The sequence below is a fragment of the Micrococcus sp. KRD012 genome, assembly GCF_017168555.1.
In the GTDB taxonomy this organism is placed as follows: Bacteria; Actinomycetota; Actinomycetes; order Actinomycetales; family Micrococcaceae; genus Micrococcus; species Micrococcus luteus.
Genome location: NZ_JABFBB010000022.1, coordinates 13653 through 27335, shown reverse-complemented (window position 1 = coordinate 27335; position 13683 = coordinate 13653). Strand labels below are relative to the sequence as shown.

The following is a 13683-nucleotide window of genomic DNA, read 5'->3' as shown; positions in this document are numbered from 1 at the left end:
CACCCGCGACAACTCAACCCGCGTCGGTGGGCCGGGGGAGAGACCCGGCGCGGCCCCAGCACGACGACGGCGCCCGCACCGTCGCGGGGACGGTGCGGGCGCCGTCGTGGTCACCGGTCAGTGCGGGTCAGCCGTCGATCTTCGCCGCGGCCTGCTCCTGCTTGCCGAACACCGGGTTGTGGACCTCGCCGAGGTTGATGTGCACGGCCTGCTGATCGGTGTAGAAGTCGATCGAGCGGTAGCCGCCCTCGTGGCCCAGGCCGGAGGCCTTCACCCCGCCGAACGGGGTGCGCAGGTCCCGCACATTGTTGGAGTTCAGCCACACCATGCCGGCCTCCACGTTCTGCGCGACGTTGTGGGCGCGCTTGAGGTCGTTGGTCCAGATGTACGCCGCGAGGCCGTACTTGGTGTTGTTGGCCAGCTCGAGGGCCTCCTCCTCCGTGTCGAAGGGGGTGATGGCCACGACCGGGCCGAAGATCTCCTCCTGGAAGATCCGGGCGTCCGGGGCCACGTCCGCGAACACGGTGGGCTGCACGAAGTTGCCCTCGGGGAAGCCCTCCGGGCGGTCACCGCCGGCCACCAGGCGGGCCTCGGTCTTGCCGATCTCCACGTAGGACATGACCTTCTCGAAGTGCTCCGGGTGCACGATGGCGCCGACTTCGGTGGTCTCGTCGTTCGGCAGGCCGACCTTCACGCGGGAGGCCTGGGCGGCGTAGCGCTCCACGAACTCGTCGTAGACGGAGCGCTGGACCAGGATGCGGGAGCCGGCGGTGCAGCGCTCGCCGTTCAGGGAGAACACGCCGAAGATGGTCGCGTCGATCGCCGCGTCCAGGTCCGCGTCCTCGAACACCACGGCCGGGGACTTGCCGCCGAGCTCCATGGACAGGCCCTTCAGGTGCGGGGCGGCGTTGGCGAAGATGATCTGGCCGGTGCGGGACTCGCCGGTGAAGGAGATCAGCGGCACGTCCGGGTGCTTCACGAGCGGGTCGCCCGCGTAGCCCTCCTCGCCGAAGCCGTGCACCATGTTGAACACGCCCTTCGGCAGGCCGGCCTCTTCGAAGATCCCGCCCCACAGGGAGGCCGAGAGCGGGGTGAACTCGGCGGGCTTGAGCACCACCGAGTTGCCGGTGGCGATGGCCGGGGCCAGCTTCCAGGACTCCAGCATGAACGGGGTGTTCCACGGGGTGATCAGGCCGGCGACGCCGATCGGCTTGCGGTTCACGTAGTTGATCTGGCGGCCCGGCACCTTGAAGGTGTCGTCGTGCTGGGCCACGATCAGGTCCGCGAAGAAGCGGAAGTTCTCGGCGGCGCGGGCGGCCTGGCCCCTCGCCTGCTTGATCGGCAGGCCGGTGTCGAAGCACTCCATCTCGGCCAGCTGGTCGCCGCGGGTCTCCATGATGTCGGCGATCCGGTGCAGCACACGGGAACGCTGGCGCGGCAGGGCCTGGGACCATTCGCCGGACTCGAAGGCCCGCTTCGCGGCGGCGACGGCGCGGTCGATGTCCGCGGCCTTGCCGGAGGCGGCCGTCAGGTACGGCTCGTTGGTCACCGGGTCGAGCACCTCGAAGGTGTCGCCGTCGATCGAGTCGACGAACTCGCCGTCGATGTAGTGGCGCAGGACGTCGGGCAGGCCCTCGGGCGTGCGGGCCTCGATGCTGGTCTTCTCCGTCATGGTGTCTCTTTCGCTGAGTGCTTCGGGGGCGGATGGTCGGGGTCTGGCGCCGACGACGTCGGCGCCGGTCCGGCCGGCGGTCACGCGGACGGCTCGGCGCTGTGCTCCAGGTAGGCGCGCAGGGTGTTCAGGCGGTGGGCGCGGGCGGCGGCCTCGATCTCCTCGAAGCGCGCCCCGTCCTCGATCAGGCGCAGCAGGTGCTCGTGCTCGTCCACGGAGGCCACCGCCCGGCCGGGCACGTACGCGAACGTGGAGGAGCGCAGCGCGGCCAGGCGGTTCCAGCCGCGGTGCACCAGGTCGTGCACGTGCTCGTTCTGGTGATGCTCGAACAGGATCGAGTGGAAGCGGCGGTTGAGCTCGGTGAACGTCACCGGGTCCCAGGCCGTCTCCGACTCCGTCATCGCGCGCATGGTCGCGTTCACCTCGCGGGCCGCCGCGAGGTCCTCGGCGGTCACGTGCGGGGCGCACTGGGCGGTGGAGAACCCCTCCACCAGCGCCAGCGTCTCCATGGTGTGGCGGTACTCGACCGGGTCGATGCCCACCACGGTGGCGCCCACGTTGCGCTCGTAGGCCACCAGCTTCTCGGACTGCAGGCGGCGGATCGCCTCCCGCACGGGCACCACGGACATGCCCAGCTCCGCGGCGATCTGGGACAGCACCAGCCGGTCGCCCGGCTCGTGGCGCTGGTCCCGGATCCCCTCGAGGATCGCCTGGTAGGCGCGGTCCGCCTTGGAGACGGGGGCGCCTGCGAGGCCGACCGTTCCGATGTCCGTGCGGCGCATGCTCAGGCGTCGCCCTCCGGGGCCGGGGCGTCCGGCAGGGTCTTGCGGTACTCGGCGAACTTGGCCTTCCACTCGGCGTTCGGGGGGAACATCCCGTCCACCGGGTAGCCGGCCTTGACCTGCTCGTACGCCCAGGCGTCCTGGAGCTCCTGCTCGTAGGCGTCGTCCACAACCTCCTGGAGCAGGGACGGCGGGATGACCACCACACCGTCGTCGTCGCCGACGATGATGTCGCCGGGCTGCACGGTGGTGCCGCCGCAGGCGATGGTGCCGCCGACCTCCCACGGGATGTGACGGCGGCCCAGCACCGCCGGGTGCGTGGCGCCGGCGTACACCTGGAGGCCGACCTCGGCGACGGCGGCGGAGTCGCGGATGCCGCCGTCCGTGATCACGGCGTTCGCGCCGTTCACCTGGGCGCGCAGGGCCAGGACGTCCCCGAGGGTGCCGGTGCCGTGCTCGCCACGGGCCTCCATGACCACCACGTCGTCCGGCTGCACCGAATCGATGGCCCGCTTCTGGGCGTTGAAGCCGCCGCCGAACTCCTTGGCCAGGTCCTCGCGCTTGGGGATGTAGCGCAGGGTCTTCGCGTAGCCGAGGACGCGCCGGCCCCGGTGGATCGGGCGCGGGCCGTCGATGGTCGCGTTCTGGACGCCGCGCTTCTGCAGCTGGGCGGTGAGGGTGGCCACCGCGATGGCGTCGATCTTGGCGCGCAGCTCCGGGGTCAGCAGGGAGCGGTCCGGCTGCGGGGCGCTCGCGACCCAGTGGCCGTTCTCGTCCACCGCGGACGACGACGGCGCCGCGGCCTGCGGGGCCAGACCGGCGGCCTCGCGGGAGCCCCAGGCCTCCTCGCGCTGCACGTCGTCCACCTGCGGCTGCGCGCCGAACGGGGCCAGGGAGTGCTCCGAGTCGACGACCGTCGTCACCAGGCGGCCGGTGGTCGGTGCGCCGGGGGCGCTGGGGGCGTCCACCTCCACCTCGACGACGTCGCCCGGCTGGGCCACGGAGGATCCGGCGGGGGTGCCGGTGAGGATGACGTCGCCCTCCTCGAGCGTCATGAGCTGCGAGAGGTCGGCCACGAGCTGGCCGAACGGGAAGACGAGGCCCTCGGTGGTGTCGTCCTGGACGATCTCGCCGTTGACCCAGGTGCGCACGCGCAGGGCGGCCGGGTCCAGGCCCGCGGCGGAGATCACCGCGGGGCCGAGCGGGGTGTAGCCGTCGCCGGACTTGTTCTTGACGTTGGAGCCCTTGTCCGCGTGGCGGAGGTCGTAGAGACCCCAGTCGTTGGCGGCGGTGATGCCGGAGACGTGCGACCAGCCCTCCTCCGGGCTGACGCGCCGGGCGGTGCGGCCGATGATCAGCGCGATCTCGCCCTCGTAGGCGAGCAGCTCGGTGCCGGCGGGGCGCTCGATGGTGTCGCCGCTGCCGGCGAGGGAGGTGCCGGCCTTGAGGAAGTAGCCGGGGGCCTGCGGGGACCGGCCCCGCTGGGCGATGCGGGAGGGGTAGTTCAGGTGGACGGCGAGCACCTTGCCCGGCCGGTTCTCCCGGACGGTGAAGTCGTGCTCGGTGACGGTGGGCGTGGGGTCCGGTGTGCTCTGCGTCATGGTCGAGATCGTATACGATCTCGCGGGCCCGGGGAAGAGGTCGCACGCCCGGCAGACGCGCCGGGCCGACGTCGTCGTGGGCGCCCGCCGCGGCTCAGCGGGCCCGGGCGATCGACTCGTTCACCGCCGGGGCCAGGCGCCGCACGCCCTCCACGAGCTTCTCGGCCGCCACGAACGAGTACGCCAGGCGCAGGGTGGAGTGCGTGCCCTCGACGGGGGTGAAGGCCGCCCCCGGCACGAACACCGCGCCCGCCTCGATGCCGCGGTGCATCACCTCGAGGGTGTCCACCCCGACGGGCAGGGTGGCCCACAGGAAGAAGCCGCCCTGCGGGGTGATGAACTCGACCGCCGGGTCCCAGTGCTCACGCACCGCGTCCACGAGCGCCGCGGCCCGCTCGCGGTACAGCCCGGTCACGTGGCGGACGTGGCCCTGCCAGTCCAGCTGCGTGACGAAGGCGGTGGAGAGCATCTGCGAGTACGTGGACGCGTGGATGTAGGCCGATTCCGCGCACAGGTAGAACTCGCGCTTGAGCGCGGCCGGCACGAGCGCCCAGCCGATGCGCACGCCCGGGGAGAAGATCTTGGACATCGTGCCGAGGTGGACCACGTTGTCCCGGTGGTCGGCGGCGATCGGGGCGACGGGCTCGCCGTCGAACGCGATCTGCCCGTACGGGTTGTCCTCCACGATGAGCACGCCGTGCTTCTCGCAGATCGCGCCCACCTCGGCGCGGCGGTCCGGGGGCAGCAGGGCGCCCGAGGGGTTCGCGAACGAGGGGATCGTGTAGAGGAAGGCCACGCGGCGGCCCTCGGCGGCCAGGCGGGTCAGGGTCTCGTCGAGGGCCGCGGGCACCAGGCCGTGGTCGTCGGTGCCCGTGGCCACGGCCTCGAGCTGCCAGGTGGTGAAGGTGGTCAACGCGCCCACGAACGTGGGGTCCTCCACCACGACGACGTCGCCCGGGTTCGCGAACGCCCGGCAGGCGGTGTCGATCGCGGCCTGCGAGCCGGGGGTGATGACCACGAGGTCGGGATCCGCGTCCGGGATGCCGTCGGCGGCCATCACGGCGGTCGCGGCGGCACGCATCTCCTCGGTGCCCTGGCCCGGGCCGTACTGCAGGGACTCCGTGCCGAACCGGGTCATCAGGTCGGAGGCGACCCGGCCCAGCTCGTCGAGGGGCAGGTCGGCGAGCCACGGGTTCCCGCCCGCGAGCGAGACGAGGTTCGGGTCCATCGCGATGTCGAAGACGTCGCGGACCGCGGACTGCTTCACGCCGACGGCGCGCTGGGACAGGTGTTCTCGGAGGTTCCGCACGCTCGGCACCCTATAGCACGACGCGGCCGACGATGCAGGCCCGATGACGGGCGACGACGGCGGGTCGCGCGATCAGGGGGTGCTCGGCTCCTGGGCGGGGGACCACGTGCCCTGGGTCGGCTCGGCGGGACCCCAGGACGACTCGCCCTCCGGCGCCCACGTCTGCTCACCGGATCCGTCGCTCGGCTCCCCACTCGGCGTGGGGTCCCCCTGCGGGACGTCCACGGACTCGCCGAGGCGGAGCGGCTCGAGCCCCAGCATGTCGTCGAGGTCCCGGCCGTCCACCTCGAGCCGGACCTGTCCCGCTGACGTGAAGGCGGCGGCGGTCGCCTGCAGCTGGGCGCGGATCCGTTCGGCCGTGCACTCGTCCTCCGGCGTCACGGTGCCGGTGAAGGTGAAGATCTCCACGTCGCCCTCGCGGCGGTGCCCGGTCGGGATGAGGCTCTCGCGCACGTCGAACACGGCGTTCCACAGCGACGGGTCGCCGTGCCAGCCGCGCTCGTCCGCGAACAGGAAGTCCAGGGCGGTGTCCGCCTCGTCCTCGGTGTCCGTCGGCACGGTCTGCACGGGCACCAGCAGATCGCCGCAGCCGAAGGGCCGGCCGCTCGTCCCCGGGACCGCCTCCGCCTCGGCGACGGCGAGGTAGACCGTCAGCGGCTGATACCCCTCCGTCGCGGGCAGGGGCACGCCGTCGTCGGACGCCGAGTCCTCGGCCAGGCCGGGGTCGACCGCGCAGCCGGCCAGCAGGCACGCGGCGGCCACGGCACCCGTGAGCCGCAGGGCGCGGGAAGGGGAGGGCGGGCGCATCGGGTACTCCTGGCGGTCGGGGCTCGGCGGCGTCGGACGGGCCGACGGCCTCTCCATGCTACGGCCGTCCGCCTCGCCCGCCGCGAGCAGGTGTGAGGCCTCCCACGGGTGGGAAGGGGCCCGCGGGCGGACGGCCGCGGCGGGCTAGGCTGGAGGCCATGCCCGTGAGGAACCGTCGCGCCGCCGCCCTGCCCGCCAAGCTCAGCCGTTCCTGGCTGCTGGTCAACGCGGCCACCCCCGACGCGTTCGCCCCCGCCCTGGCCTCCGAGGCCGACTCCGTCATCTTCGACCTCGAGGCCGCCGTGCCGGAGGAGCAGAAGGACACGGCCCGCCAGCACGTCGTGGACGCCCTCTCCGGCGGCATGACGGCGTGGGTGCGCATCTCCGCGACCTCCACGGACCACTGGCAGCGGGACCTCGAGGCGCTCACGGGTCTCGACGGCGTGCGCGGCGTCGTGCTGGCCGAGACCGAGGAGCCGGAGCAGGTCACGTTCACCGCGATGCGTCTGCGCGCCGGCACCCCGGTGATCGCCCTGCTGGAGTCCGCCCTGGGCATCGAGAACGCCACGGCCGTGGCCAAGGCGCCGGGCACGTTCCGTCTCGCCTTCGGCGTGAACGACTTCCGCAAGGACGTCGGCGTCGGCGAGGACCCGCTGGCCATGGCCTACGCCCGCTCCCGCATGGTGATCGCCTCCCGCGTGGGCGGTCTGCCCGGGGCGATCGACGGACCGCCCGGCAACGCGGACGGTGAGGACGCGGTCGTCGACTCCAGCGCCGTCACCGCCTCGATGGGCATGACCGGCCGCCTCGTCCTGAACCGGGATCAGGTGGACTGGGTCAACCGGGCGATGTCCCCGTCCGAGGACGAGCTCGCGTGGGCCCGCGACCTGCTCGAGAAGCATGCTCAGGGCGCCGCCGTCGGCGACGGTTCGTACCTGCCCCGCGTGCTGCGCGCCCAGAAGATCGCGGACCTCGCGGACTCGTACGGGCTCTGGAACGCGTGAGCACGGCCGGGGCGCGCGCATGAGTCCCCGCACCGACGGGTGGCTCCGCCCATGATGGCGTGGATCGACGGGCTGCCGCTGCTGTGGTCCATCGGGTTCTTCTGGATGCTGGCGATCCTGCGCACCCTGATCGTGTTCTCGCTCGGGCGGGGGCTGGCCTCCGGCGTCGAGCGGACCCGCTGGTTCGCCCGCGTGATGGAGGGGCCCGTCTATGTCCGCGCCCAGCGCTTCATCCAGCGCCACGGGGTGTGGGCCATCCCGTTCTGCTACCTCACGGTGGGCATCCAGACGGCGGTGATCGGCTCCGCCGGCGTCGCCCGCATGCCCTGGCGCCGGTTCCTGCCGGCGGCCGCGCTCGGCACGTTCCTGTGGGGCGTGGTGTACGGGACCGTCGGGATGGCCGTGGTGTGGGCCGTCATCGGCGCGGCGCTCGGAGAGGGCCGGGGTGTCCTCGCCCTCGTGCTGATCCTCGCGGCCGTGGCTGCGTTCGTCGTGTGGCGCCGACGCCGCACGCTGCGCCGGCACGGGGCCGGGTGACGTCGTCGTCCGTGACGCGGGCCGGGCTTCGCCGCCGGGGGACTAGAGTTGACCGCGTCTTCGCCCTGGCCAGCCGCCCCGCGGCCGGGGCCGCCACCCCTTCGGAAGGACCACCATGAGCGACGAGCGCGCCCGCAGCTTCTCCGCCTCCACCGCCTCCGCCGCCGACGACGGCGCCCGCGGCACCGGCACGACCCGCGTCAAGCGCGGCCTGGCGGACATGATGAAGGGCGGCGTGATCATGGACGTCGTCAACGCGGAGCAGGCGCGCATCGCCGAGGACGCCGGCGCCGTGGCCGTCATGGCGCTCGAGCGGGTCCCGGCCGACATCCGCGCCCAGGGCGGCGTGGCCCGCATGTCCGACCCCGACCTGATCGACGGCATCGTCGAGGCCGTGTCCATCCCCGTGATGGCCAAGGCGCGCATCGGCCACTTCGTGGAGGCCCAGGTGCTGCAGGCGCTCAAGGTGGACTTCATCGACGAGTCCGAGGTGCTCTCCCCGGCGGACTACGTGAACCACATCGACAAGTGGGACTTCGACGTGCCCTTCGTGTGCGGCGCCACCAACCTCGGCGAGGCCCTGCGCCGCATCACCGAGGGCGCGGCCATGATCCGGTCCAAGGGCGAGGCCGGCACCGGCGACGTCTCCGAGGCCGTGAAGCACATCCGCACCATCCGCAAGGAGATCGCCCAGCTCCAGGGCCTGGCCCAGGACGAGCTGTACGTGGCCGCGAAGGAGCTGCAGGCGCCGTACGAGCTGGTGCGCGAGGTCGCCGAGACCGGCGCCCTGCCCGTCGTGATGTTCACCGCCGGCGGCGTGGCCACCCCGGCCGACGCAGCCCTGATGATGCAGATGGGCGCCGACGGCGTGTTCGTGGGCTCCGGCATCTTCAAGTCCGGCAACCCGGCCGAGCGCGCCCGCGCCATCGTCAAGGCCACCGCCCAGTTCGACGACCCGATGGCGGTCGCCGAGGCCTCCCGCGGCCTGGGTGAGGCCATGGTGGGCATCAACGTGGGCGACCTGCCCGCCCCGCACCGCCTGGCCGAGCGCGGCTGGTGAGTCCACAGAAGACCGTCGGCGTGTTCGCCCTCCAGGGCGACGTGCGGGAGCACGCCCACGTGCTCGAGTCCCTCGGCGCGCGCACGCGCCCCGTGCGCCGCCCCGCGGACCTCGAGGGTCTGGACGGCATCGTGCTGCCCGGCGGCGAGTCCTCCGTGATGGACCGCCTCGCCCGGATCATGGGGCTCAAGGACCCGCTCATCGCCGCCCTCCGCGACGGGCTGCCCGCCTACGGCACGTGCGCGGGGCTGATCATGCTGGCCCGCGAGATCCGCAACCCGGCGCCGGATCAGGGCGGGCTCGGCGTGCTGGACGTGGCCGTGCGGCGCAACGCCTTCGGCGCGCAGGTGGACTCGTTCGAGGAGGACCTGGACATCCCCGCGGTCGCGGCGGAGCCGGTGCACGCCGTGTTCATCCGCGCCCCCGCCGTCGTCCAGGCGGGGGAGGGCGTCGAGGTCCTGGCGAGCGTGCCGGCGTCGCGCCTGTCCGTGCCCGCGGCGGAACCGGGGCTCGACGGCGACGCGCGGCTGCCCGTGGCCGTGCGGCAGGGCCACCTGCTCGCCACGGCCTTCCACCCTGAGGTGACCGGCGACTGGTCGTTCCACCGGGCGTTCCTCGCGGGGCTCAGGCCTCCGCGAGCACCTCGGAGGTGACGCGGACGTCCTTCTGGGGGTCCAGGCCGAGCTCGTCGGCCACGGCCGTGGCGACGGAGGGCAGGGTGAGGACGCCGTCGTGCGCGTTGAGGCCCCCGGCGAAGCCCTCGTCCGCGGCCAGCGCGGCGCGCCATCCGAGGTCGGCGATGCGCTTGATGTAGGGCAGCGTCGCGTTGGTCAGGGCCGAGGTGGAGGTCTGGGGCACGGCGCCGGGCATGTTGGAGACGCAGTAGTAGATCTTGTCCCCCACGAGGTACGTCGGATCCTGGTGGGTGGTGGCCCGCGAGTTCTCGAAGCAGCCGCCCTGGTCGATCGCGATGTCCACCAGCACGGAGCCGGGCCGCATGGACTCCACCATCTCGGCGGTCACCAGCTTCGGGGCCGCGGCGCCGGGGATCAGCACGGAGCCGATCACGAGGTCCGCGTCCGCCACGGTCTCGGCGATGTTCAGGTGGGAGGAGGCCAGCGTGCGGATCCGGCCCTGGTGGACGGCGTCCAGCTGCGCGAGCCGCTCGAGGGAGACGTCCAGGACGGTCACGTCCGCGCCCATGCCCGCGGCGATCACGGCCGCCGCCTCGCCGGCCACACCTCCGCCGATCACGGCCACCCGGGCGCGGCGGGTACCGGGCACGCCGCCCATCAGCACGCCCGAGCCGCCCTGCGGCTGGAGGAGGTGGTAGGCGCCCGCGGCGGGGGCCAGACGGCCGGCCACCTGGCTCATGGGGGCCAGCAGCGGCAGGGAGCGACCGCGGGTGACTGTCTCGTAGGCGATCGCCGTCGTCCCGGCGTCCAGGATCGCCCGCGTGCACGAGGGCGAGGCGGCCAGGTGCAGGTAGGTGAAGAGGACCTGGCCGCGGCGCAGGCGGCCGTACTCCTCCGGCTGCGGCTCCTTGACCTTGAGGACCAGCTCCGCGCGCTCCCAGAGCTCGTCGACGTCGTCGACCAGCTCGGCACCGGCGTCGCGGTAGTCCTGGTCCGAGGCGCCGGAGCCGACGCCGGCCCCCGACTGCACGAGGACCTGGTGGCCCGCGCGCACCAGCTCCTGAACCCCGCCCGGCGTCAAGGCGACACGGAACTCGTTGTTCTTCACTTCGGTGGGCACGGCGACCAGCATGCGGCGAATCTAGCCCATCCGGCACGTTCCAGCGAGGGCGCGGGGGCCGCTGCGCGGTCGCGGTGCCGCCGTCACCGCGGTGCCCGTCCCGTCATACTGGTGCGGTGACTCCCGCGCTGATCTCCCTCGTGGCCGTGCTCCTGCTCCTGGTGGGGCTGGTGGGCACCGTGTATCCCGTCCTGCCCGGCTCGCTGCTCAACCTCGTGACGGCTCTCGGCTGGGCCGCGCTGCTGGGCTCCCCCGCGTCCTGGACGTTCGGCGTCATCGCGGCCGGTCTCGCCGTGGCGGGGCTGAGCGCGTCCGCGGTGCTGACCGGCCGACGGCTGCGACGTGAACGCGTCACCCGCGGCCCGATCCTGTGGGGGGTGGCCGGCGCCGCCGTCGGGTTCTTCGTGATCCCGGTGGTGGGTCTGTTCCTCGGCTTCGCCGTCGGCCTGTTCGCCTCCCAGTGGGCCCGCACCCGGGACGCCCGGGCCGCCCTGAGCAGCTCGATCGGCGCGCTCACGGCCATGGGTGTGGGCATGCTCGTGGAGTTCTGCTGCGCGCTGGGCTCGCTGACCGCCGTGGGCGTGGGCGCCCTGGTGCACGGCCTCACCGCCTGAACCGCCGGAGCCGTCCGTCCGGCGGGACCCCGCGCGCGCCGGACCCTTCGCCGGCTCAGCCGCTGGCGGGCACCCTGCCGGCCTGGGCGAGGGCGGCGAAGCCGAGGACGTGCTCCCGCAGCTCCTGCGCGGCCGCCCGGCCGTCCCCGGCGGCGGAGGCGGCGAGGATCCGCCGATGGTCGGCCTGCAGGCCGGCGCGCACGGCGGGCCAGTCGGACAGCCCGGCCACGGTCTCGGTCACGTAGCCGATGGTCGCCTGGCGCAGGGAGTCCAGCATCATCGCCGTCACGACGTTCCCGCCCAGGGTGGCCAGCCGCACGTGGAACTCGGTGTCGAGCAGGTGGAAGTCCTCTTCCGGCAGCGCGGGGTCGTCCATCCGGTCCAGCAGGGTTTCCACCTCGGCCAGGACGGCGACGCTCTCGGGTTCGCCGGAGGTGGCGGCGGCCGCCTGCGCCGCATCGGTCTCGAGGAGCACGCGCGCGGCGACGACGTCGGCCATCGGCAGGGACCGGGTGGCGATGTGCAGGCGCAGCGCCCAGCCCAGCGCCGCGGACGGCTCGGAGACGACGACGGCGCCCGAGTTCGGCCCGGAGCCGGCGCTGGCGCGGATCAGGCCCATGGCCTCGAGCATCCGGGTGGCCTCCCGCACGGACGCCCGGGAGATGCCGAAGCGTTCGGCCAGGGTGCGTTCGCCGGGCAGCTTGTCCCCCACGACCACGGCGCCGGAGCGCAGCTCGGCCTCGAGCCAGTCGAGCACGATGGTGTAGGCGGGGGCAGCGGTCATGGACGGACCTTCCGAGGGGGCGGGGCGGCGACCGTCCATCCTACCGATGGACGCCGCCCCGCTCGGGTGGTGCAGGCGGTCAGCCCGCCGCCGGCAGCATCCACGCCAGCACGTTGGACTGCAGGTACACGAGCGTGCACACCGCCAGCAGGAGCACGAGCGACCACACCACCACGCGGCGCAGGATCTCGGACTCCCGGCCCTCCATGCCGACCGCCGTCGCGGCGATCGCCAGGGACTGCGGGGAGATCATCTTGCCCACGACGCCGCCGGAGGTGTTGGCGGCCACCAGCAGGGCCGGATCGGCGCCGATGTTCGTGGCGGCGGTCTGCTGCAGGGTGGAGAACAGGGCGTTCGCGGAGGTGTCCGAGCCGGTCACGGCGGTGCCGAGCCAGCCGAGCACCGGGGACAGGAACACGAAGGCCGCGCCCAGGCCGGCCACCCACGTGCCCATGGCGACCGTCTGGCCCGAGAAGTTCATGACGTAGGCCAGGGAGAGCACGATCACGATCGTCAGGGCGGACCAGCGCATGCGGGCGAAGCAGCGGCCGATCTCGGCGAGCGCGTTCCCCACCGAGAGCGGGAACCGGCCGTCGTGGTCGAACCGGGAGTAGACCACGGCCATGATCAGGCCGGCGATCAGCAGCAGCGTGCCGGGGGAGGCCAGCCACTCGAACTTGTACACGGTGCTCGCCAGGGGCGCGCCGGAGGCGTCGACGAGGTGCCCGTCGAGCCCGGGCCACGGGATCTTGGCGGTGGCGGAGTTCAGGGCCGCGGTGATCGAGGGGACCAGCTTGGCCAGGGCGAACACGGCCACGACCACGATGTAGGGCAGCACGGCCATGAAGATCCGGCCGGGGGTGAGGTCCTGCGCCGCCGCGCGGGCGGGGGCGTCGAGGCGCTGGCGGGCCTCCTCGGCGCCCCGCGGCCGCCAGAAGCGCAGCAGCAGGACGGCGGCGGCGAGGGAGACCAGGGAGGCCACGACGTCGGTGAGCTCGTAGGAGAAGTAGGTCGAGGCCAGCCAGATGGCGACGGCGAAGCTCGCGCCGATCACGATCAGTGCCGGCCACGTCTGCCGCACGCCGCGCAGCCCGTCGATGATGAACACGAGCAGGAACGGCACGAACACGGCCACGAACGGGGCCTGGTGGCCGACGATCGCGCCGATGTGCGTGGCGGGGATGCCGGTGAGCGTGCCCGCGGTGGTGATGGGGGTGCCCACGGCGCCGAAGGCCACGGGCGCGGTGTTCGCCAGCAGCACGGCGGTGGCCGCCCGCAGCGGGGGCACACCCAGGCCGAGCACCATGGTGGCCGTGATGGCCACGGGGGCGCCGAAGCCGGCGAGGGCCTCGAGCAGGCCGCCGAAGCAGAACGCGATGAGCACGGCCTGGATGCGGATGTCTCCGCCGCCGAGCGAGTCGAAGATCGCGCGCATGTCGTCGAATCGCCCGGAGAGCACGGTGACCTGGTAGAACCACAGCGCCATCACGACGATCCAGACGATCGGGAACAGGCCGAAGGTCGCTCCCTGGGCGGCGGCCAGCGCCGCCAGGTGGGCCGGCATGTGGAAGCCCAGCACGGCCACGAGCAGGGCCACCACGAGCGCGGCGAGCCCCGACTGCCAGGCCTTGAGGCGCAGACCGAGGAGGGTGGCGAAGAACGTCAGCAGGGGCAGGACGCCGAGCGCGGCGGAGAGCGCGACGCTGCCGGCGGCATCGGGGGTGGGGGTGAAGGTGTGCACGGGGGTCTCCCGGTGGG

At 73.3% G+C, this 13683-nt stretch carries 13 protein-coding genes; 5 read left to right on the top strand and 8 right to left on the bottom strand.

The features are described from left to right. Positions 1–127 precede the first annotated feature (127 nt). From hpaE to J1M37_RS09400, 5 genes are all read right to left on the bottom strand, one after another. Positions 128–1672 carry a 5-carboxymethyl-2-hydroxymuconate semialdehyde dehydrogenase gene (gene hpaE, locus J1M37_RS09420; RefSeq protein ID WP_206452492.1) on the bottom strand — a complete coding sequence of 515 codons (1545 nt, stop codon included), beginning with the start codon at positions 1670–1672 and terminating at the stop codon, positions 128–130. Between the two features lie 80 nt (positions 1673–1752). Further along, complete coding sequence (locus tag J1M37_RS09415) at positions 1753–2454, bottom strand: GntR family transcriptional regulator (RefSeq protein WP_036383628.1); 702 nt, start codon at positions 2452–2454, stop codon at positions 1753–1755. 2 nt (positions 2455–2456) lie between these two features. After that, on the bottom strand, positions 2457–4055 hold the full coding sequence (locus J1M37_RS09410; protein WP_041102617.1) for a fumarylacetoacetate hydrolase family protein: 1599 nt from the start codon (positions 4053–4055) through the stop codon (positions 2457–2459). A gap of 94 nt (positions 4056–4149) precedes the next feature. Next, a complete protein-coding gene (locus J1M37_RS09405) occupies positions 4150–5364 on the bottom strand; it encodes an aminotransferase class I/II-fold pyridoxal phosphate-dependent enzyme (protein WP_206452491.1) in 1215 nt (404 codons plus the stop codon). A gap of 72 nt (positions 5365–5436) precedes the next feature. Further along, the gene (locus J1M37_RS09400) at positions 5437–6171 is read right to left on the bottom strand and encodes a hypothetical protein (protein ID WP_206452490.1); all 735 of its coding nucleotides are present in this window, start codon (positions 6169–6171) and stop codon (positions 5437–5439) included. Positions 6172–6329: 158 nt separating this feature from the next. Here J1M37_RS09400 and J1M37_RS09395 point away from each other — a divergent pair, with 158 nt between their 5' ends. The 4 genes from J1M37_RS09395 to pdxT all read left to right on the top strand — a co-directional run bounded on the left by J1M37_RS09395 (position 6330) and on the right by pdxT (position 9425). Continuing rightward, positions 6330–7175, top strand: coding sequence for an HpcH/HpaI aldolase/citrate lyase family protein (locus J1M37_RS09395; RefSeq protein ID WP_041102619.1), 846 nt, complete (start codon positions 6330–6332; stop codon positions 7173–7175). 51 nt (positions 7176–7226) lie between these two features. Continuing rightward, on the top strand, positions 7227–7712 hold the full coding sequence (locus J1M37_RS09390) for a DedA family protein (protein ID WP_041102620.1): 486 nt from the start codon (positions 7227–7229) through the stop codon (positions 7710–7712). A gap of 115 nt (positions 7713–7827) precedes the next feature. After that, positions 7828–8772 carry a pyridoxal 5'-phosphate synthase lyase subunit PdxS gene (gene pdxS, locus J1M37_RS09385; RefSeq protein WP_036313496.1) on the top strand — a complete coding sequence of 315 codons (945 nt, stop codon included), beginning with the start codon at positions 7828–7830 and terminating at the stop codon, positions 8770–8772. Beyond that, entirely contained in the window at positions 8769–9425 is a 657-nt protein-coding gene (pdxT, locus tag J1M37_RS09380; RefSeq protein WP_206452489.1) for a pyridoxal 5'-phosphate synthase glutaminase subunit PdxT, read from the top strand. Before pdxS ends, pdxT begins: the two co-directional genes overlap by 4 nt. Here pdxT and ald read toward each other — a convergent pair. Continuing rightward, positions 9397–10539 carry an alanine dehydrogenase gene (ald, locus tag J1M37_RS09375; protein WP_206452488.1) on the bottom strand — a complete coding sequence of 381 codons (1143 nt, stop codon included), beginning with the start codon at positions 10537–10539 and terminating at the stop codon, positions 9397–9399. The two genes, pdxT and ald, sit on opposite strands and share 29 nt — an antisense overlap. A gap of 104 nt (positions 10540–10643) precedes the next feature. Here ald and J1M37_RS09370 point away from each other — a divergent pair, with 104 nt between their 5' ends. Next, positions 10644–11141, top strand: coding sequence for a DUF456 domain-containing protein (locus tag J1M37_RS09370; protein ID WP_078026223.1), 498 nt, complete (start codon positions 10644–10646; stop codon positions 11139–11141). 55 nt (positions 11142–11196) lie between these two features. On the opposite strand, the gene J1M37_RS09365 is transcribed toward J1M37_RS09370, so the two are convergent. Together J1M37_RS09365 and J1M37_RS09360 are read right to left on the bottom strand one after the other, a co-directional pair. Continuing rightward, entirely contained in the window at positions 11197–11925 is a 729-nt protein-coding gene (locus J1M37_RS09365) for a FadR/GntR family transcriptional regulator (protein ID WP_206452487.1), read from the bottom strand. 79 nt (positions 11926–12004) lie between these two features. Then, positions 12005–13666, bottom strand: a complete 1662-nt coding sequence (locus J1M37_RS09360) for an L-lactate permease (RefSeq protein ID WP_020628227.1) — start codon at positions 13664–13666, stop codon at positions 12005–12007. Positions 13667–13683 lie beyond the last annotated feature (17 nt).

What these genes read in the sequence shown, in the direction of transcription:
- hpaE (WP_206452492.1), bottom strand. Translation starts at nt 1,672, where the DNA reads ATGACGGAGAAGACCAGCATCGAGGCCCGCACGCCCGAGGGCCTGCCC.
- J1M37_RS09415 (WP_036383628.1), bottom strand. Translation starts at nt 2,454, where the DNA reads ATGCGCCGCACGGACATCGGAACGGTCGGCCTCGCAGGCGCCCCCGTC.
- J1M37_RS09410 (WP_041102617.1), bottom strand. Translation starts at nt 4,055, where the DNA reads ATGACGCAGAGCACACCGGACCCCACGCCCACCGTCACCGAGCACGAC.
- J1M37_RS09400 (WP_206452490.1), bottom strand. Translation starts at nt 6,171, where the DNA reads ATGCGCCCGCCCTCCCCTTCCCGCGCCCTGCGGCTCACGGGTGCCGTG.
- J1M37_RS09395 (WP_041102619.1), top strand. Translation starts at nt 6,330, where the DNA reads ATGCCCGTGAGGAACCGTCGCGCCGCCGCCCTGCCCGCCAAGCTCAGC.
- J1M37_RS09390 (WP_041102620.1), top strand. Translation starts at nt 7,227, where the DNA reads ATGATGGCGTGGATCGACGGGCTGCCGCTGCTGTGGTCCATCGGGTTC.
- pdxS (WP_036313496.1), top strand. Translation starts at nt 7,828, where the DNA reads ATGAGCGACGAGCGCGCCCGCAGCTTCTCCGCCTCCACCGCCTCCGCC.
- ald (WP_206452488.1), bottom strand. Translation starts at nt 10,539, where the DNA reads ATGCTGGTCGCCGTGCCCACCGAAGTGAAGAACAACGAGTTCCGTGTC.
- J1M37_RS09365 (WP_206452487.1), bottom strand. Translation starts at nt 11,925, where the DNA reads ATGACCGCTGCCCCCGCCTACACCATCGTGCTCGACTGGCTCGAGGCC.